Genomic DNA, 17,260 nt, shown 5'->3' with positions numbered 1-17,260 from the left:
GACCGGTCAGTCGACGACCAGGGAGACGAGCTCGTCCACGAACGCCATGATCTGCTCGTCCTGGTCCTCGCCGCCGCTGGTGTGCTGCAAGGCGACTCGTCCGTGCACGCCGACGAATACGATCACCGCGGCCCGGCTCGGTGGTACCCGCATCCGGATCCCCTCTCGTTCACCGCGTTCCAGCAGATCGATGATGCTCCGCACGATGTCCGCCAGCGGGCCCGTGGGCCGGGACGGAGTGGGACGGAGCTTGATGATGAGCCGGTAGTGGCCCGGATTCTCCAGTGCGAAAAGGCAGTACGCCTTCATTCGCGCCCGGACCCGATCCAGGATCGCCTCGGGCGGATACTGCGCGTCGGCCTCGGCCATCGCAGCGGCCAGCTGCGCGTAGATATGGGCGATGAGGCCCTGTACCAGCGCGGATTTGTCGCTGAAATGCTGATAGATGCTGGCGGGGGAGATGCCCGCGGCCCGGGCCACCCCGCGGATCGTCAGGCCCTGCTCGCCGTCCAGCTCGGACAGCAGCCGCGCGGCGGCGCGCAGAATCTCCGCTCGCAACCGCTCGCCCTGACCCCAGGGATTGCGTACGCGCGGTGAGGTTTCAGCCACGCGTTGCAGCGTAGCCGCCGGTGCACTGGCCCCGCCCCATACCGGCGTGCGGCCCCGCCCGATGGCGAGGCGAGGCCGCCGACGGATCATTCGAAACCGGGCGGCGGGGTGAATCCGCCGAACTCCTGCTCGATCAGCTCCGCGAACCGCAGCGTGGTGTGGTCCTCGAGGTAGGGGCCGATGATCTGCATGCCGAAGGGCAGGCCCTCGGGAGAGCGCCCGATCGGTGCGGCGGTCGCGGGCAGCCCGAGCAGGGTCGCGATGCTCGGCCAGACCAGGTGATGCCTGTACGGGTGTGCGACGCCGTCGATCTCGATCGTGCGAGTCGCCAAGTCCGAATGGTCGTGGGGGAACGCCGGTGTCGGCGTGATCGGGCACAGAACCACGTCGAATTCGCCGAACAGTCGTCGCCATTCGTCGGCCAGTCCGATGCGGACCCGGTCCGCCCTGATCCAGTCCGCGTGGCTGGCGACGAACGCGCGGGTGGTGACCGCATCCAGGGTGTCGAGGTCCGACGAAAACTCGGTGGCCGCCCAGCGCGCTCGATCGGCGGGGGTCGAGTCCGCGCCGTATTGCGACATCAGAAGTGTCAGATAGGTTTTCGCCGTCAGCGTGAGGTCCGGTAGCAGCTCGCTATGCCGGGCTACCTTGGCGCCCGCGGTTTCCAGTCCGCGCGCGACCCGGTCGATGCCGTCGCGGATCACCGCCGAGGTCGGCATCAGCGGATGACTATCGATGATCAGGATCCGGAAGTCGCCGAGCTTGTTGCCGCGTGGTGGACGCAGCGCCAGCCGGTAGGCGACCGCCTCGACGTCGTCCGGCCCGGCGAGCAGCAGGGTCGCCATCGTCAGATCGGCGGCGCTGCGCGTCATGGGGCCGACCACCGGGAGGTCCTGCGGGGCGGGCAGCGTGGGCGTGCGTGGTGGCGTGTTTCCGCGGCCCGGCAGCAGGGTCCGCGACGGTTTGTGGGCGAAGATGCCGCAGAAGTGGGCCGGTATCCGCAGCGATCCGCCGACGTCGGAGCCGAGCGCGAGCGAGACGTATCCCGCCGCGAGTGCGGCGGACGAACCTCCGGAGGAGCCGCCCGGGGAGCGGGTCAGGTCCCAGGGATTGCGGGTGGTGCCGTAGATGTCGTTGTAGGACTGCCAATCGCGCAGGGTCAGCGGCACATTGGTCTTGCCGACGACGACTCCGCCGGCGGCCTTGACCCGCGCCACCAGCGCCGCATCCTCGGCGGGCTGCCACCCCTCCGCGTCGGGAATCCCCCACGTGGTGGGCAGCCCGGCCACGTTGAACGATTCCTTCACCGCCACCGGAACGCCGAGCAACGGCGCGTCCTCGCCCCGCGCCAGCGCCGCGTCGGCCAGGTGCGCGGCCGCGCGGGCGCGGTCGAAGTCGCGCACCACCACGGCGTTGACCTTGTCGTCGTATTTCTCGATCCGCGCGATGCTCAGCTCGAGCAGTTCGGTGGCCGAGATGGTCTTGGCGCGCAGCGCGGCCACCTGATCGCGCAGGGTCGCAAATTCCGGTCCGGGCATAGGGGCTCCTTGGATTCCGGGCGGGGATGCCGGGTGGGTGGTCGAATCGCTGATGAGGACTCGCCGGGTTGCGAGTGTACATGCGGGCGTATTGAACCGAAAGCTGTTATGGCGCAGCATAATTCGGATGTGGAACGAGCCACGCCGACGCTTTTCTGTCAATGGGCCGCGATGGTGATGGCGCCCACGTCTGCCGCGCCGATCTGGAACATGTTCCTTCCCATGCGTGAAGAACGCGCCACTCATCGATTTCACTGTGAGGCATGCAAGATGGGGCCGACAAGTCGGCACGGCACGGGCCGGCATGGCGGGTCGTCGGCGAGATTGCCGCGGTGGCAGGGGCGTTGATGCTGGTGGCGGGGGTGTCCGCGGCGGCGCCGCCGACCTCCGGACCGGATTTGAGCTCGAACGGGTATCAGGCTCCCGCCGACAATGGCGCCGGCCTGACCGCGCGGCCGGTCATCACGAAAATCGAGCCGATCACCGATCGATGGCTGCGGGTGTTCGTGGCCTCGCCGTCCATGAAGCGGGTGGTGCAGGTCCAGGTGCTGCTGCCCGCGCACCGCGATCGCCCGCGGCCGACGCTGTACATGCTCGACGGGCGTGGCGCCCCGGAGAACGAGAGCAGCTGGACCGAACACGGGCATGTTGTGCAGTTCTTCGCCGACAAGAACGTCAACGTCGTGCTGACCACGGGCGGGCCCGCCAACCTGTACACCGACTGGCAACGCCGCGATCCGGTGCTGGGCACCAACAAATGGGAGACCTTCCTCACGCGCGAGTTACCGCCGCTGATCGATGCCCGTTTCGAGGGCAACGGCCGCGACGCCATCGAGGGGGTGTCGATGGGCGGCGAGGCCACGATGATGCTCGCGGTCCGTAACCCGGGCCGGTATCGGGCGGTCGCCGCGCACAGCGGGTGCTACAGCGTCGCCCCCGGCCCCGGTCAAGATCAGGCCCGCGCGATCGTGGAGACTTACCACGGCAACCCCGACAACATGTTCGGCAAGCCCGGCGACCCCGACTGGCTCGCCCACGACGTCATGACCCATGCCGCCGCGCTGCGGGGCACCGCGGTCTACCTGTCCGCGGGCAGCGGGATCCCCGGCGAGCACGACGTGCCGGGACAGGCCAACCTACCCGACGACATCACAATCGGTGGCCCCCTGGAGGCCGGCGCCTATGCCTGCGCCGCGGCCCTGGGCCATCGGCTCGAGCGACTGGGCATCCCGGCGACGGTGCACCTGCGCTCCACCGGCACCCACTCCTGGCCGTACTGGGCCGAGGAGCTGGCTCGTTCCTGGCCGTTGATCGCCCACGCACTCGACACCGGCAACTGAATGAACAGCTCCAGCCCGCCCGAGTCGCTTTCGGGTTCGGCTGGCGTTCGGTGTTCCTGATCAATGTGCCCGTGCCGACCCTGGCGGCGGGTGCGGCATGGCGGTCACTGCCGTCCGTGTGAGCGCTGCCACGCCTACATTTGTGCACAGGACTCACAGGGGAGGTTGGCCAGGCATGACATTCTCGTCGGTGCGCATCCTGTCGCACCCGCTCTCGGCGCACCGGGTCTCGGTATTTCCCGGCGATCCGCGCCCGTCCGTCGAGACCGTGTGCACACTCGATGAGCACGGCTTCTATCTGCAGGCCGTCGAGGTCGGAGAACACACCGGCACCCATTGGGGAGCCCCCGCACACTTCAACGCCGGGGAGGCCGCGGCCGATGAACTTGACGGCGCGGACTTCATCCTTCCCGGCGTGCGGATCGACATCGCGCACGATGCGGCCCGCGACCCCGATTACGCGGTGACCGTGCGAGACCTGCGGGACTGGCAGGATCGCCACGGGCCGCTGCCCGCACAAGCCGCGGTGCTGCTGCACACCGGCTGGGACAAGTACTGGGGCACAGACGATTTCGTCAATGCGGACGACCATGGAACGCCGCATCACCCGGGCTTCTCGCCCGAATCGGTGCGATGGTTGCTCGACCGCGGTGTCCTGGGCCGCCGCGGCGCCCTGGGCACCGACGCCTTCAGCCCCGACGTCGGGCTGGACGAGACATTCGCCGTCTCGAAAATGCTCTACCGCGAGCACCGCCTGAGCCTGGAAATCCTGGCGAATCTCGGCGAGCTGCCCGCCCGGGATTTCACCGTGGTCGTAGGCGGATTCATCACCGAAAATGGTTCGGGCTCACCGGCATCGATCTATGCCATCACCTGACTCGGGGCATGCGTGTCTTCGACTCGGTGGCGCTAGGCACTGATTCCCGCCGTGAGGATGGCCGCGAGTTCCCGGTAGGCGTCGGCGTCGTCCAGACCCGTGTGGGTGCGTACGGTCCCGCGCTGGATACGAACCATCATCGCGGTGGCCAGGTCCGCGGTGAACGCGGCGTGGACGTCGCGGAATTCGCCGGCCTCGACGCCCTCGTGGATGAGTTCCTGCACGCGTTCGGCCGCGATGCGGGTGTTCCGCTCGTAGATCTCGCGGGCGGGGGCGAACGCGTGCAGGTCGAACATGAACCGGTCGGAGGCGGGGGACAGCGCGGCCCCGACCGCAGAGAGGTAGGCGGCCACGCGCTCCCGGGCGCCGGTGACCAGTGTGATGGCGGCCTCGACATCCTCGGTCGCGCCGCGGAAGAAGTGCACGGTCGCCGCGCGGACCAGCTGTTCCTTACTGCCGGCGAGGGTGTAGAGCGTGGACTTGGAGCAGTGCAGCCGGGCGGCGATCTCGTCGAGGGTCAGCTGCGCGAACCCCTCGGTGAGAAACAGCGCTACCAGGGCGTCGAAGAGTTCGGTGCGTCGGCGGGTGGTGAAGCCGGCGCGGGCGGGCTGGTCCATGCCATCGCATAGTACTGAAGTACCCCTTGCAGTACTATCGGCCTGACAGTACTCTGCAAGGTAATTCAGTACTCTTACTAGTAGTCGAGGTGACGCGTGGCCGTCGAACGCCTGCTGCCCAGTGACGAGGCGCACGACCTGATCCAGCTCACCCGCGAGATCGCCGACAAGGTGCTCGCGGGTCCGGTGGCCGACGAGCACGAGCGTGCGGAGACCTACCCCGAGGGTGTGTTCGCCACGCTGGGCGCGGCGGGGCTGCTGAGCCTGCCGTATCCGGAGCAGTGGGGCGGCGGCGGTCAGCCGTACGAGGTGTACCTGCAGGTGCTCGAGGAGATCGCCGCGCGGTGGGCTGCGGTGGCCGTCGCGGTGAGCGTGCACAGCCTCTCGTGTCATCCGCTGCTGGCATTCGGCACCGAGGAACAGAAGCGGCGGTGGCTGCCGGACATGTTGGGCGGCAGCCAGATCGGCGCCTACAGCCTGTCCGAGGCGCAGGCCGGGTCCGACGCCGCCGCGGTCGCCTGCGCGGCGACCCCGGTCGAGGACGGCTACCGGATCAACGGCACCAAGGCGTGGATCACGCACGGGGGGCGGGCCGATTTCTACAATCTGTTCGCGCGCACCGGCGAAGGGACGCGCGGCATTTCGTGCTTCCTCGTGCCGAAGGACACCGAGGGGCTGAGCTTCGGCAAGCCCGAGCGGAAGATGGGGCTGGCCGCGATCCCGACCACGACCGCCCACTACGACGACGCGTTCCTACCGAGTGAGCGCCGGATCGGCGCGGAGGGCCAGGGCCTGCACATCGCCCTGAGCGCACTGGATTCCGGGCGCCTCGGCATCGCCGCGGTCGCGACCGGTCTCGCGCAGGCGGCCCTGGACGAGGCCGTGGCCTACGCGAAGGAGCGCACGGCGTTCGGCAAGCCGATCGTCGAACACCAGGGCCTGGGATTCCTGCTCGCGGACATGGCGGCGGCGGTCGACTCGGCGCGCGCGACCTACGTGGATGCCGCGCGTCGCCGCGATGCGGGGCTGGAGTACTCACGGCAGGCCAGCGTGGCCAAGCTCGTCGCCACCGATGCCGCGATGCGGGTGACCACCGATGCGGTCCAGGTGTTCGGCGGCTACGGATACACCCGCGATTTCCGGGTCGAGCGCTATATGCGCGAGGCCAAGATCACCCAGATCTTCGAGGGCACCAACCAGATTCAGCGACTGGTCATCGCTCGTTCGCTGGCACGGTGAGGCCGCCTACGCCGAATGCTGAGTGAGCGAGGCGAATTCGGCGATCAGCTCCCCGGTGTCGGCTGCTATCCGGAGGAGACCCTGGGCCTGGCACACTGAAAGTGCCGGTGTCAGAATCGCTTCCGCCTCCTCGCGACGGCCCGCCGACCACAGGCAGTAGTCGTGCAGCAGCCGCGCCTGCAGCAGCGCCCGCGGGCGCTGTAGAACAGCGATAGTTCCGATCGCCGCGGTCGGCAGCTACCTGTTGTGCCGGATGCACGCGGCGCCGTACGGCACGGCAATCGCGGCATCCGTACCTGTGGGCAACCGGCGGGCATCGCGACGGTGGGCATCGGTCGCCCGGACGCGAATGTCAGTGGCTGCGGGCGGTTTTGAGCTCCTCGGCGAGTGCCTCCATCGCCGGCAGTGCCCGCAGCAGCTGTTCGGCCGTCTGTTTGGGGAGGTGTTCGACGCATTCGGACACCGTCTGGGTGCGCAGCGTGCGGATGTGTTCGTTCACCGCGGTGCCGTCGGGGGTGATCTCGACGCGGGCCGCTCGCAGATCGGTCGGGTCGGGGAGCCGGCGAATCAGGCCGTCCTCGTCCAGCTTTCGGACCACCCGCGACACCATGGTCGGGTTGAGGCCCTCCAGTTCGGCGAGTTCGGCCAGTCCGAGCGGTCCGCGGTGGGCGATCAGGCCGAGCACCGAGGCCTGGGTCGGCGTCAGTCCCTCGCCCGTCGCGGTCGCGTTGAACTGCCGGGCCAGCCGGATGATCACCACGCGAAGTCGCGCCATGTCCTCGGAGTCCACTGCTCCCACCTTCGTCGTCTCGGTCCGGGGCGGTGTTCGTGCATACCCCCGCCCACCGCCCCGGTCATTGTGACGCAGGAGCCCCCGGGCGCCGAAAACCCGGGTATTGATTGCCTGCCAGCAAGCAATTAACTTGGTAACAATGGGGTCGCTCGATATCACCGCTTCGGAATCCGTTCTCGCTCGCCCGCTTCCGCGCCGCGGCCTGGTCTTCGGCATCGTGTCGATGGCCCTGCTGATGGCTTCGGTGGATGCGAACATCGTGGCCACGGCGCTGCCGGCCCTCCAGCACGACCTGCGCGCGCCGGTGAACTGGGCCGGGTGGACGATCACCATCTACGCGCTGGGGCAGGCGCTGATCATGCCGATCGCCGGGCGGATCAGCGACCAGTTCGGCCGCAAGAAGGTGTTCGTCGGTGCGGCCGTTCTGTTTACGGTGGCATCGCTGGCCTGCGGTTTCGCCGACAATATCGCGCTGCTGGTGGCGCTGCGGGCGATCCAGTCGGTCGGCGGCGGTGCCTTCATGCCCTCGGCGACCGGGATTGTCGCGGACAACTTCGGCCGCAGGCGGGACCGCGCGCTCGGCATGTTCACCAGCATCCTGCCGATCGGCGGGATCATCGGGCCCATGTTCGGCGGATTTTTCGTCACGTACTGGTCCTGGCGCGGCATCTTCCTGGTCAACGTGCCGATCGGGATCGTGCTGATCGTGCTGGCGGTCGTCTTCCTCCCCGCCGGGGCGCCACGCTCGGCCGAGCGGATCGACGTGCGCGGGGTCGCGCTGCTGGGCGCGATGGTGCTGTCGGGCATGTTCGCGATCGCCTACCTGGGCAGCGGGGAGGTGCCGGTTTACAGCCCGGTCTTCCTGCTCGGCGCGGCGATCGCGGTCGTCGCGGGGGTGGCGTTCGTGCGGCACGCCAAGCACGGCGACAACCCGTTCATCCCGATCGAGCTGCTGCGCGGGCGCGGCTTCGGCGTGATGAACCTGATCAACCTGTGTTTCGGGGCCGCCGCGATCGGTTTCGGCGCCCTGGTCCCGCTCTATGCCGAACAGCGGTTCGGCATCTCGTCACTGCACGCCGGCACCCTGCTCACCGCGCGTGCGGTCGGCTCGATCGGCGTGGCCGCGCTGGCGGTGCTCGCGCTGCGGCGCACCGGGCACCGATTGCCCATGGCGGTCGGATTCACCGTCACCGCGGTGGGTCTCGCGGCGATGTATGCCACGCCGGGCGGTGTGTCCCCCTATGTCTGGATGTCGATCGCGGCCGGCGTCACCGGCGTCGGCATGGGCATGACCGTGCCTGCCACGAACAACGCGAGCCTGCAACTCGCGCCCGACCGCGCGGCGTCGATCGCCGGCCTGCGCGGCATGTTCCGTCAGGGCGGCGCGATCACCGCCATCTCGGTCACCACCGCGATCCTGGCCCGCAGCCACGACGCCGGTGCCGTCCAGGCCGACATCTTCCTGGCCTACGCGATCCTGCTGATCCTGGTACTACCCCTGCTGCTATTGGTCCCCGACCACCACGGAAGCTGGTAGTCGCTGCGGCTCAATCGGTTTCACCGCGGGGCAGCTGTGCCCAGAGTCGCGTGCCGGTGAATCCTTTTCGGGGTCGAGACGCTCTTATGGTGGTGACTATCCAATCGAGACTTCAGGACGGCAGTCGCCCGGTCTTGTACACAGCGCGGCGGGGCGGTGATCGCAGTGCAGAAAGGCTGGGCCGGTGAGCAACTCGTCGAGGCCGCGCAGCGCGGGGACCCCGAGGCGATCGCCGCCATCGTGGACGGCGCCCATCCACACGTGCAGCGATTCGCGCATCACCTGTGCGCGTCGTCCGCGGATGCCGAGGACGCCGCTCAGGAAGCGTTGATCACCCTCTACCGCAAGATCGGGACGCTGCGGACGGCAACGGCCATCGCCTCGTGGATGTTCCGCATCGTCCGCAACGAATGCCTGCGACGCGCACGGCATTCGCTGCATCACATTCCCCGGATCGACTGCGCGGGGGAGGATTTCGTCGCCTCGGCCGAGGACGAGGTGCTGCACAGGTGGGAAAGCGACCAGCTCACCCGGGCGATCGCCGCGCTGCCCGAGCTGCAGCGCCGAGTCCTGATCATGCGCGATGTACTCGGCTATCCGGGGCGCACCACGGCCGAGACGCTCGGTCTGAGCACCGCGGCGATGAAATCCCAGCTGCACCGCGCTCGCGGCGCCGTCCGCCACACCCTCGACGCCGCCCTCTCGGCCGGCGCCTGAGCCACCACACCACCTCGTGTCGAAGGGACATATCGCCATGCTCACCACCGGATCCGCCGCGCCGGATATGCAACTCGAGGACACCGCCGGGAACACCTGGCGTCTGTCCGATCAGCTCGGCACGCACGGCGCCCTGCTGTTCTTCGTGCGCTCGACCTCGTGCCCGATCTGCAACCGGCACGTGCGTGACCTGCTCGCGCAGCGTGGCGGGTTCGAGGCCGACGACGTCCGCCTGTATCTCGCGATCCCCGAGGCCCACGACGCGGGCCGCGCATGGCAGACCGCGCACCGGATCACGGTTCCCGTCCTCGTCGGATCCGCGGAATCCCCTCATCAATCGGTCGGACTGACTCGCAGGCTCTTCGGCTCCATGCAGCAGTCCGGCTCGGTCCTGGTCGACCCCGGCGGCATCGTCCGGCACGCCCACGGCGCCACCATGCCCGTGAACAGCTACGACAAGAAGGGGATCCAGGCCGCCATCCGTGCCATGCGCGGGCCCGCGGGCACATGAGGTCGACCGCTAGTATCGGGTATTGCAGGCTGATCCATCACCTATCCGTGCGGTCGTTGTGGGTCGATGCGGAGGACGAGGGAGTGCGCGTGGCCGACGGTCGAACGGAGCGGTGGGTAGCTCACCGGGCGGAAGTCCGCAGCAAGCTGGTCGATTCCGCCATGCGTGCGATCGATGTGCTGGGTCCGCAGGTCAGCATGCGCGAGATCGCCGCCGAGGCGAAGATCCCGAAGGCGACGTTGTACCGCTTCTTCACCGACAAGTCGGAATTGGCCGCGGCCATCGCGGATCGCGTGCGCGACATGGTCGCCGAGCGCATCACCGTGGGGCCCACCGAAGCGGGTGCGACGCTCGGTGGGTTCCTGCGATCGGGTGTCAGCCGCTTTCTCGAACTGGCCGATGGCCACCCGAACATCTTTCAGTTCGTCATGGTCACGTATTCGGAGACGCCCGAGGAGCCCAGCGCCGATCTGGACCGGGTGTCGGCGCCGTCCCGGGATCTGGCCGCCGTGCTACGCCAAGTCCTGCTGGGCTGCGGAGGCACCGGCACCGATCTGGAGCTGACCGCGTACATGGTGATCGGCAGCATTCTGCATGCTGGTAAATGGTGGCTGGTCCGGGGGCATGAGGACGAGAAGACCCTGGTCGAGGTCATCGACAACGTCGACAACAGCATCCGGGCGCTGGTGCAGACCGCGGCGCACGCCAACGGCGTTCATCTCGACTTCGATGCCCCGATGGCGAACTACTTCGGCAAGACAGGGCTTGTCCGGGCCATGTAGCCCGCACGACCGCTGGTATCGGATATCTCCGCGTCAACTGCGGTCGCAGTGCGACTCTTGACGCCACGACCGGTTGGGTGCACGATATTGACCATCGGTATCTGAGACCGATGGTCCGGGCGTGGAAGACTCGGCCCGCCCCATTGCCTCACCGGAGGTGCAGCCCATGCCGAAGCATGACACTCCCGTGCCCGCCCCGCACGAGACCGTCCCCTGCGCTGGAAAGGATGCCGGGACAACGGGATTCGATGCCGGCATCCGGGAGGCGGTGCCGATGCCACTGGCGGAGGAACCGCCGGCTCGGCTCGGCCCGGACTCGCTGACCTGGAAGTATTTCGGCGACGTCCGGATGCTGCTGGGTGTGCAGCGGCTGGCCGGGACCGAGAATTGCATCGAGCAGCTGGCCAAGGGCGTCCAGGACCACTCGGTGTTCTTCGAGGACACCCTCGCGCGCGGCCGGCGCACCGGTCCGCCGATCGCCAAGACGCTGTATTCGGCAGATCCGTTCTACTGGGGGCGGACCGTCCGGGACTTCCACAAGCCCATCAAGGGGACCATCGACAGCGACGGATCGCGTTATCACGCACTGAATCCCGAGCTGTACTACTGGGCGCACGCCACCTTCGTCGACCAAACCATCTACACCACGGACACGTTCATTCGCCGGCTGTCCTACGCGGAGAAGGCGCAGATCTTCGAGGAGTCGAAGATCTGGTACCGCCTCTACGGGGTCAGCGACCGCAGCCAGCCGCAGACCTATGAGGAGTTTCTGGCGTACTGGGACTCCATGCTGGAACGCTTTGTGCCGACGCCGATCATCCGATACGCGACCGGCTACATCCGCAAGGGCGTGCCGCAGCCGAAGAGATTGCGGCGCTTGCCCGCACCGGCGTGGAGGCTGCTGTCCGCGCCGCTGAACGGCGTCATCCGGACCGTGATCGTCGGAACACTGCCGCAGCAGATGCGCGAGGTGTGCGACCTGGAATGGGATGCGCAGCGGGAGCGGCGATTCCAGCGCTTCGCCGCGGCAATGCGCGCACTCAACCCGCTGCTCAACCGGCTTCCGGTGGATAAGCTCTACACCCCGTGGGCCGCCGAGGCCTGGGAGCGGGAGGGTGTCGATCCGCGAAAGATACTGAACGGCAAGCACTCCGACCGTGCGATCGCGCCGCCTGCGGTAACCCCGCCCGCACCGAAGCCCAAGCACGTCCGCACGCGCGCCCTCGCGGATCCCCCGGCCGGTAGCGGCCTGAAACCGGTCCACGGCCTCGGCCGGCTGTCGGTGCCGGATCTGCTGCTGTACCGTACGGATCCGCAGAAGTTCGTTGCGCAGCAGCGGGCCACCTTCGGCGACATCAGTTTCATGATCGCCCCGACGGGCAAGATGGTCACCCCGCTGACCGCCTCGGGATGTGAGACCGTCGCTCTGAACCGGGACAAATCCTTTGCCGCCGAACCGGCCTGGGGATTCATGATCGGCAGGTTCTTCCGGCGAGGCCTGCTGCTGATGGACTTCGAGGAACATCGCTACCACCGGCTGGTGCTGCAGCAGGCCTTCACCACCGCGCATCTGAAGGACTATCTGCGGCAGATGCAGCCGATGATTCGCGAACGCGTGGCCGCCTTCCCCACCGGGGACGGGGTCCGGATGCTGCACGAGCTGAAGAAGCTGACTCTCGATGTGGCACTGGAGATCTTCCTGGGTTTGCAGCTCTCGCCCGCGGAGGCCGATCGGATCAACAAGGCGTTCATCGACTGTGTAGACGCGGGCCTGGCGTGGGTGCGCTATGACGTGCCGGGCACGAAGTGGTCGCGCGCCGTCGCGGGCCGCACGGTGCTCGAGGAGTTCATGTACCGGCACCTGCCCGCCAAGCGCGCCACCAGGACCCCGGACCTGTTCTCCACGCTGTGCCACATCAGCACCGACGAGGGCCACCGCTTCACCGACGAGGACGTCGTCGATCACATGATCTTCCTGCTGATGGCCGCGCACGACACCTCGACCATCACGATGACGACGATGGCCTACTACCTGGCAAGGAACACCGAGTGGCAGACCAGGGCGCGGGCACAATCCCGGGAACTGCCGGCCGAAATCGATTACGACACACTGCCGAAGTTCACGGTGCTCGACGCGATCATGAAGGAATCCCTGCGCCTGAACGCCCCGGTGCCGGGCCTGCTGCGGCAATCGGTGCGGGACACCGAGATCGACGGCCATTTCATCCCCCGGGGCACGCGGGTGGCCGTCAGCGCCATCGTCCCCCACTACGACCCCGAATTGTGGACGGACCCTTACCGATTCGATCCGGACCGCTTCGCTCCGGAACGTGCTGAGGACAAATCGCACAAGTTCGCGTGGATGCCCTTCGGCGGCGGCGTGCACAAGTGCATCGGGCTCTACTTCGGACAGCTGGAGATCAAGACTGTCATGCACAATCTGCTGCTCACTCACGACTGGACAGTGCCGCAGGGGTACCGGTGGAAGCTCGACTACTCCACGCTGCCGGTGCCGAAGGACGGTTTGCCGGTCCGGCTGAAGAAGCTCGGCTGAGTGGGGCCCGCCGTGACCGAATCGAGTCTGCCGCCCCGGATCGATCGACTGCTGATCGAGCAGTTGCGCGATCAACTGCCCAAGTCCGCCGAAACACGTTCCGCCGCCTCGCCTTTCACCGGTTCCGAGCTGCCGTGGGTACCGCAATCGGACGGCGCCGCGATCGACACCGCCGCGCAGGCCGGTCGAAACGCACAGCGGGACTGGGCGGCCCGTCCGATCCGGGAGCGCGAGCGAATCGTCCTGCGGTACGCCCGATTGCTGCTCGACCACCACGATCAACTGTGCGACCTGATGCAGTGGGAGACGGGAAAGGCCCGGATCCACGCCGCGATCGAGGTGCAGGGCGTGGTGTCGGTGGCTCAGCATTACGGGGCCACATCGCGCCGCTATCTGGCCGAGCGGAAGGTGCGCAGCCTGGGCTGGCCGGTCCGGGCGGCGGTCGGGTACCGCCCCAAGGGGCTGGTCGGGGTGATCGCACCGTGGAACTACCCGCTGTTTCTTGCTGTCGGCGACGTGATTCCGGCGCTGATCGCCGGTAATGCCGTGCTGTCCAAGGCCGATTCGCAGACCCCCTGGACCCTGTTGCTGGCTCGCTATCTCGCGGTCCGGGCGGGAATTCCCGAGGCCGTCTGGCAGGTGGTGGCCGGACCCGGCAGGCGCATCGGGCAGGCGGTGGTCGACGCGGTGGACTACCTGTGCTTCACCGGTTCCACCGAGACCGGCCGAACCATTGCACGGCAGTGTGCGGACCGATTGATCGGGGTGTCACTGGAACTCGGCGGCAAGAATCCGATGATCGTGCGTGCCGACGCGGATCTCGACGCCGCGGCCACCGGGGCCGTGCAGGCGTGCTTCTCGAGCGCGGGCCAGATGTGCATCGGCATCGAGCGAATCTATGTGCACCACAGTGTGTATCAGCGCTTTCTGGATGCACTCGCCGATAAGGTCGCGAAGCTTCGGCTCGGCGCGGAATACGACCTCGCGGTCGACATGGGCTCGCTGACCTCGCAGCGCCAGCTCGTCGCGACCAGCCGTCATATCGTCGACGCCGTCGAGAAGGGGGCGAAGGTCGTGACCGGCGGCAATGCCCGCCCCGACCTCGGGCCGCTGTTCTTCGAGCCGACAGTGCTCACCGGCGTCACACCCGCCATGTCGGTTCACGGCGAGGAAACCTTCGGACCGGTGGTTTCGGTGTATCCGGTGGTCTCCGACGACGAGGCCGTGCGCCTGGCCAACGAGGGCAGCTATGGACTGTCGGCCAGCGTGTGGACCCGAGATCTGGGTCGCGGCAGGGCCATTGCGGCACAGATCGTCGCCGGCGCGGTGATGGTGAACGACGGGTATCTCTCGGCGATCGCGTCGCTGCACGCCCCGATGGGCGGAATGCGGCAGAGCGGGCTCGGGCGGCGCCACGGCCGCGACGGGATCGTGCGTTACACCGAGCCGCAGACCATCACCGTGCAACGCTTTCCCACCCCGTATCCCGATCGCATGCGCGGGCTCGCGCTCACCGCGCTGCGGCGAGTCACCGAACTGCGCCTGCGAATCTCCCAGCGAATCCGATAGGAATCTTGAAGTGAAGGGCATGGATCTGACGGGGCGCGTCGCCGTAGTCACCGGCGGCGCCCGGGGTATCGGCCGCGCGACGGCGGCCGCGTTGCGCGATGCGGGTGCCAGGGTCGCCATCGGGGACATCGATGCCGACGAACTCGCCACGACCGCAGGGCAACTCGGTGTACTGGGCGGATATCTCGATGTCACCGACCCGTATTCGATCGCCGGCTTCCGAGCCGTCGTCGAGGAGCAGATCGGGCCGATCGACGTGTGGGTCAACAACGCCGGCATCATGCCGGTGGGTTCGCTGCTCGAACAGGACCCGCGGGTGATCCGGCGCTCGGTCGAGATCAATCTGCTCGGGGTCGTCGAGTGCTCCCGAATTATCGCGCGTGGCATGGTGACTCGCGGTGGCGGGCGCATCGTCAACATCGCCTCGGTGGCGGGCCGCATCCCCGCCGCCGGGATGGCCGTGTACAGCGGCACCAAGTTCGGCGTCGTCGGATTCGGGGAAGCGCTCGACGCCGAACTCTGTGACAGTGACGTGCGGGTGTCGACCGTCCTGCCGTCCTTCGCCGCGACCGAGCTGATCGACGGGCTGCAACCGGGCCGGGGGATGGATCCCGTTCCGCCGCAGCGGATTGCGGACACCGTGGTCAAGGTGCTGCGTAAGGGCAAGCGATCCGCAGTGGTGCCCAGGCGGCTGTCGGGGGCGTCAGCGCTTTGGCTGCATCTGCCCCGGTCGCTGGCTCGATGGATGAGCCGGCAAGTGGGCCTGGACCATGTCTTTCTCACCGCCGACGAGGGTCGCGCCGCCTACGATCGCCGGATCGCCAAGCGCCCCACCTCATGAAAGTTACTGTCGACCACGATGAATGCACCGGTCCTCGGCGTGGCACGGCCGACGAATATTACTGTGCCGGAGTCGACTTCGTCGACGTGTGGTCGCATCGCCCGGGAAATCGTTGCCGGGGTCGGGCCGGGCATGCCGAGAAGGATGCTGTGCCGGCCCGGCTCAGGGCACGGTGAACGGCAGGCAAGGCGTGAAGGTGACCGGCAGCGTCGTCAGAGCGCGGTGGAAAGGACCAGGCCGCCAGGGCGGTTCGCCGGCCGGCAGGGCCAGCTGCATTTCGGGTAGCGCATCCAGCAATTGATCAACGGCATCCTGCGCGATCAGATAGGCCATCGGTTGCGCGGGACAGCGATGCGGTCCGGCGCCCCACGCCAGGTGCGAGCGATTGCCGACCAGATCATCCGTGCGGATCGCGGGATCGTTGTTACACGCGGCCATGCTGATCACCACCGGTTGATGCGCGGGCAGCCAGATCCCGTCGACGAGGATCGGATGCCGGGGATAGCTTATGAGGTGGTTCGCCAGCGGGGGATCGTTGAACAGGACCTCGTCGAGAGCGTCCCTGGTGGACAGGCTACCGCTGAGGACCCCGTCGCCGATGCCGGCGCTCGTCAGGATCAACAGCAGGGTGTTGGCGATCAAGTTCTGCTGCAATTCCAACGCGGCGGCATGGAAGTTCAGGACCTGGTGGAGTATCTCCATCTCGTCCAGCCGGGACGGGTGTTGCAGCAGCCGGGTGGTGACATCGTCGCCCGGCGCGGCGCGTTTGAGCGCGATAAGCTCCATCATCGCCTCGGCGAACACCTGGTTGCCCAGCTCGGCGTCGACACCCTCGAACATCGCGGCCAGTGCCGGTGCGGCTCGCTGCCCGATTTCCCGTGTGCTGCCGAGCATGTCGGCCACGACCTCGAAAGCGAGCGGCATCGCGTACTGCTTGAGCAGGTCACCGGCGCCGGTCGTGCAGAAACTGTTGATCAGCGGAATGGCAATCCGTTCTACAGTGCTGTGCAGTGCATGCAGGTCGACCCCGTCGATGCTGGCGGTCATGGAACGCCGGTAACGCAGGAACTCCGCGCCCGCGCATCTACTGGCGATGGGACGCGACTGCATGACGGGCAGTACCGGGCAGTCGGCGGGAATGCTCTGTTCCCAGACGCGTGGGTCGGCCGGGAAGTGGTCGGGGTCGTTGAGGATCCGTACCGCCGTGGTGTAGCCGATCACCAACGTGGCCGGTACGCCCGGCGCCAACTCTACGGGCGCGAGGGAACCGTACCGCTGGCGCAGATCGCGATAGACGAGATGCGGATCCGCTGTGAAGTCCGATCCGTACAGCGGCACTCGCGGGCCGGAGAGATCGTTCGGCGAGTCGTACCCGGCCCAGCGCGGCCGGTCATGCGTCTCAGGCTGTGGGCTGGTCACTGGTGGGCACTCCAGACGGGTGATAACGCGCAGGTGCCGGGCCGAGTGTGGAAACATCCGGCCGATAAAGGCATCCGGCGCACAGTATGCCATCGGTCCCGACTTCAGGAGAGATGTCGAGTCCCCATAGATGACAAGTCAAATGACGCCACACGACCGTCCGCAGGCACGCTTGGACCGGGTCCGGCGCAGTTGGGCGTGCGTCTCTGCGCGAATCTCCACTTGTGGCCGCAGTGTGTGCCGGAATCACGTGAGTGCGTCCGTATTCGGCACGGGGGCAACGGATTTCGGAGACCCGGGACGGTCTGCGCCGGGGG

15 protein-coding genes and 1 pseudogene are annotated in these 17,260 nt (G+C 67.7%); 11 read left to right on the top strand and 5 right to left on the bottom strand.

All coding sequences use genetic code 11. The annotated features are described in order from the left end of the window. Positions 1–6: 6 nt before the first annotated feature. A complete protein-coding gene (locus ABH933_RS25240; protein ID WP_215917425.1) occupies positions 7–609 on the bottom strand; it encodes a TetR/AcrR family transcriptional regulator in 603 nt (200 codons plus the stop codon). A gap of 86 nt (positions 610–695) precedes the next feature. Beyond that, entirely contained in the window at positions 696–2,147 is a 1,452-nt protein-coding gene (locus tag ABH933_RS25235) for an amidase (RefSeq protein ID WP_429420952.1), read from the bottom strand. Positions 2,148–2,410: 263 nt separating this feature from the next. On the opposite strand from ABH933_RS25235, the gene ABH933_RS25230 reads away from it, so the two are divergent. Together ABH933_RS25230 and ABH933_RS25225 are read left to right on the top strand one after the other, a co-directional pair. After that, positions 2,411–3,487 (top strand): alpha/beta hydrolase, encoded by a 1,077-nt coding sequence (locus ABH933_RS25230; protein ID WP_429420954.1) that lies wholly within the window; start codon positions 2,411–2,413, stop codon positions 3,485–3,487. A 175-nt stretch (positions 3,488–3,662) separates the two neighbouring features. Beyond that, entirely contained in the window at positions 3,663–4,364 is a 702-nt protein-coding gene (locus ABH933_RS25225) for a cyclase family protein (protein WP_429420956.1), read from the top strand. Positions 4,365–4,396: 32 nt separating this feature from the next. Here ABH933_RS25225 and ABH933_RS25220 read toward each other — a convergent pair whose 3' ends face one another. Beyond that, positions 4,397–4,981, bottom strand: coding sequence for a TetR/AcrR family transcriptional regulator (locus ABH933_RS25220; RefSeq protein ID WP_429420958.1), 585 nt, complete (start codon positions 4,979–4,981; stop codon positions 4,397–4,399). A 96-nt stretch (positions 4,982–5,077) separates the two neighbouring features. Between ABH933_RS25220 and ABH933_RS25215 the strand changes: the two genes are divergently transcribed. Next, positions 5,078–6,220, top strand: a complete 1,143-nt coding sequence (locus ABH933_RS25215) for an acyl-CoA dehydrogenase family protein (RefSeq protein WP_429420960.1) — start codon at positions 5,078–5,080, stop codon at positions 6,218–6,220. Positions 6,221–6,572: 352 nt separating this feature from the next. On the opposite strand, the gene ABH933_RS25210 is transcribed toward ABH933_RS25215, so the two are convergent. Further along, positions 6,573–7,010: a MarR family winged helix-turn-helix transcriptional regulator gene (locus tag ABH933_RS25210; RefSeq protein WP_429420962.1), complete on the bottom strand. Its 438-nt coding sequence runs from the start codon at positions 7,008–7,010 to the stop codon at positions 6,573–6,575. Between the two features lie 142 nt (positions 7,011–7,152). Here ABH933_RS25210 and ABH933_RS25205 point away from each other — a divergent pair, with 142 nt between their 5' ends. The 8 genes and pseudogenes from ABH933_RS25205 to ABH933_RS25170 all read left to right on the top strand — a co-directional run bounded on the left by ABH933_RS25205 (position 7,153) and on the right by ABH933_RS25170 (position 15,524). Next, entirely contained in the window at positions 7,153–8,550 is a 1,398-nt protein-coding gene (locus ABH933_RS25205) for an MFS transporter (RefSeq protein ID WP_429420963.1), read from the top strand. Between the two features lie 156 nt (positions 8,551–8,706). Continuing rightward, a complete protein-coding gene (locus tag ABH933_RS25200; protein ID WP_308166583.1) occupies positions 8,707–9,267 on the top strand; it encodes an RNA polymerase sigma factor in 561 nt (186 codons plus the stop codon). 16 nt (positions 9,268–9,283) lie between these two features. After that, on the top strand, positions 9,284–9,778 hold the full coding sequence (locus ABH933_RS25195; protein WP_429420966.1) for a redoxin domain-containing protein: 495 nt from the start codon (positions 9,284–9,286) through the stop codon (positions 9,776–9,778). Between the two features lie 89 nt (positions 9,779–9,867). After that, positions 9,868–10,560 carry a TetR/AcrR family transcriptional regulator gene (locus tag ABH933_RS25190; RefSeq protein WP_429420968.1) on the top strand — a complete coding sequence of 231 codons (693 nt, stop codon included), beginning with the start codon at positions 9,868–9,870 and terminating at the stop codon, positions 10,558–10,560. A 274-nt stretch (positions 10,561–10,834) separates the two neighbouring features. After that, positions 10,835–11,701, top strand: a pseudogene (locus ABH933_RS25185) (oxygenase MpaB family protein); the annotation flags it as partial. A gap of 21 nt (positions 11,702–11,722) precedes the next feature. Further along, the gene (locus ABH933_RS25180; RefSeq protein ID WP_429421378.1) at positions 11,723–13,114 is read left to right on the top strand and encodes a cytochrome P450; all 1,392 of its coding nucleotides are present in this window, start codon (positions 11,723–11,725) and stop codon (positions 13,112–13,114) included. A gap of 12 nt (positions 13,115–13,126) precedes the next feature. Further along, positions 13,127–14,683 (top strand): succinic semialdehyde dehydrogenase, encoded by a 1,557-nt coding sequence (locus ABH933_RS25175; RefSeq protein WP_429420970.1) that lies wholly within the window; start codon positions 13,127–13,129, stop codon positions 14,681–14,683. Positions 14,684–14,702: 19 nt separating this feature from the next. Beyond that, the gene (locus ABH933_RS25170) at positions 14,703–15,524 is read left to right on the top strand and encodes an SDR family oxidoreductase (RefSeq protein WP_429421380.1); all 822 of its coding nucleotides are present in this window, start codon (positions 14,703–14,705) and stop codon (positions 15,522–15,524) included. A 162-nt stretch (positions 15,525–15,686) separates the two neighbouring features. Here ABH933_RS25170 and ABH933_RS25165 read toward each other — a convergent pair whose 3' ends face one another. Continuing rightward, positions 15,687–16,943: a cytochrome P450 gene (locus ABH933_RS25165; RefSeq protein WP_429420972.1), complete on the bottom strand. Its 1,257-nt coding sequence runs from the start codon at positions 16,941–16,943 to the stop codon at positions 15,687–15,689. Between the last annotated feature and the right edge of the window lie 317 nt (positions 16,944–17,260).

The sequence above is a fragment of the Nocardia sp. GP40 genome (genome assembly GCF_050434125.1).
Lineage (GTDB): Bacteria > Actinomycetota > Actinomycetes > Mycobacteriales > Mycobacteriaceae > Nocardia > Nocardia albiluteola.
The sequence above is the reverse complement of the archived record's forward strand: the minus strand, read 5'-3'. Positions and strand labels throughout refer to the sequence as shown.

Coding starts and splice junctions, on each gene's coding strand:
- ABH933_RS25205 (WP_429420963.1), top strand. CDS start 7,153: ATGGGGTCGCTCGATATCACCGCTTCGGAATCCGTTCTCGCTCGCCCG.
- ABH933_RS25220 (WP_429420958.1), bottom strand. CDS start 4,981: ATGGACCAGCCCGCCCGCGCCGGCTTCACCACCCGCCGACGCACCGAA.
- ABH933_RS25225 (WP_429420956.1), top strand. CDS start 3,663: ATGACATTCTCGTCGGTGCGCATCCTGTCGCACCCGCTCTCGGCGCAC.
- ABH933_RS25170 (WP_429421380.1), top strand. CDS start 14,703: ATGGATCTGACGGGGCGCGTCGCCGTAGTCACCGGCGGCGCCCGGGGT.
- ABH933_RS25230 (WP_429420954.1), top strand. CDS start 2,411: ATGCAAGATGGGGCCGACAAGTCGGCACGGCACGGGCCGGCATGGCGG.
- ABH933_RS25235 (WP_429420952.1), bottom strand. CDS start 2,147: ATGCCCGGACCGGAATTTGCGACCCTGCGCGATCAGGTGGCCGCGCTG.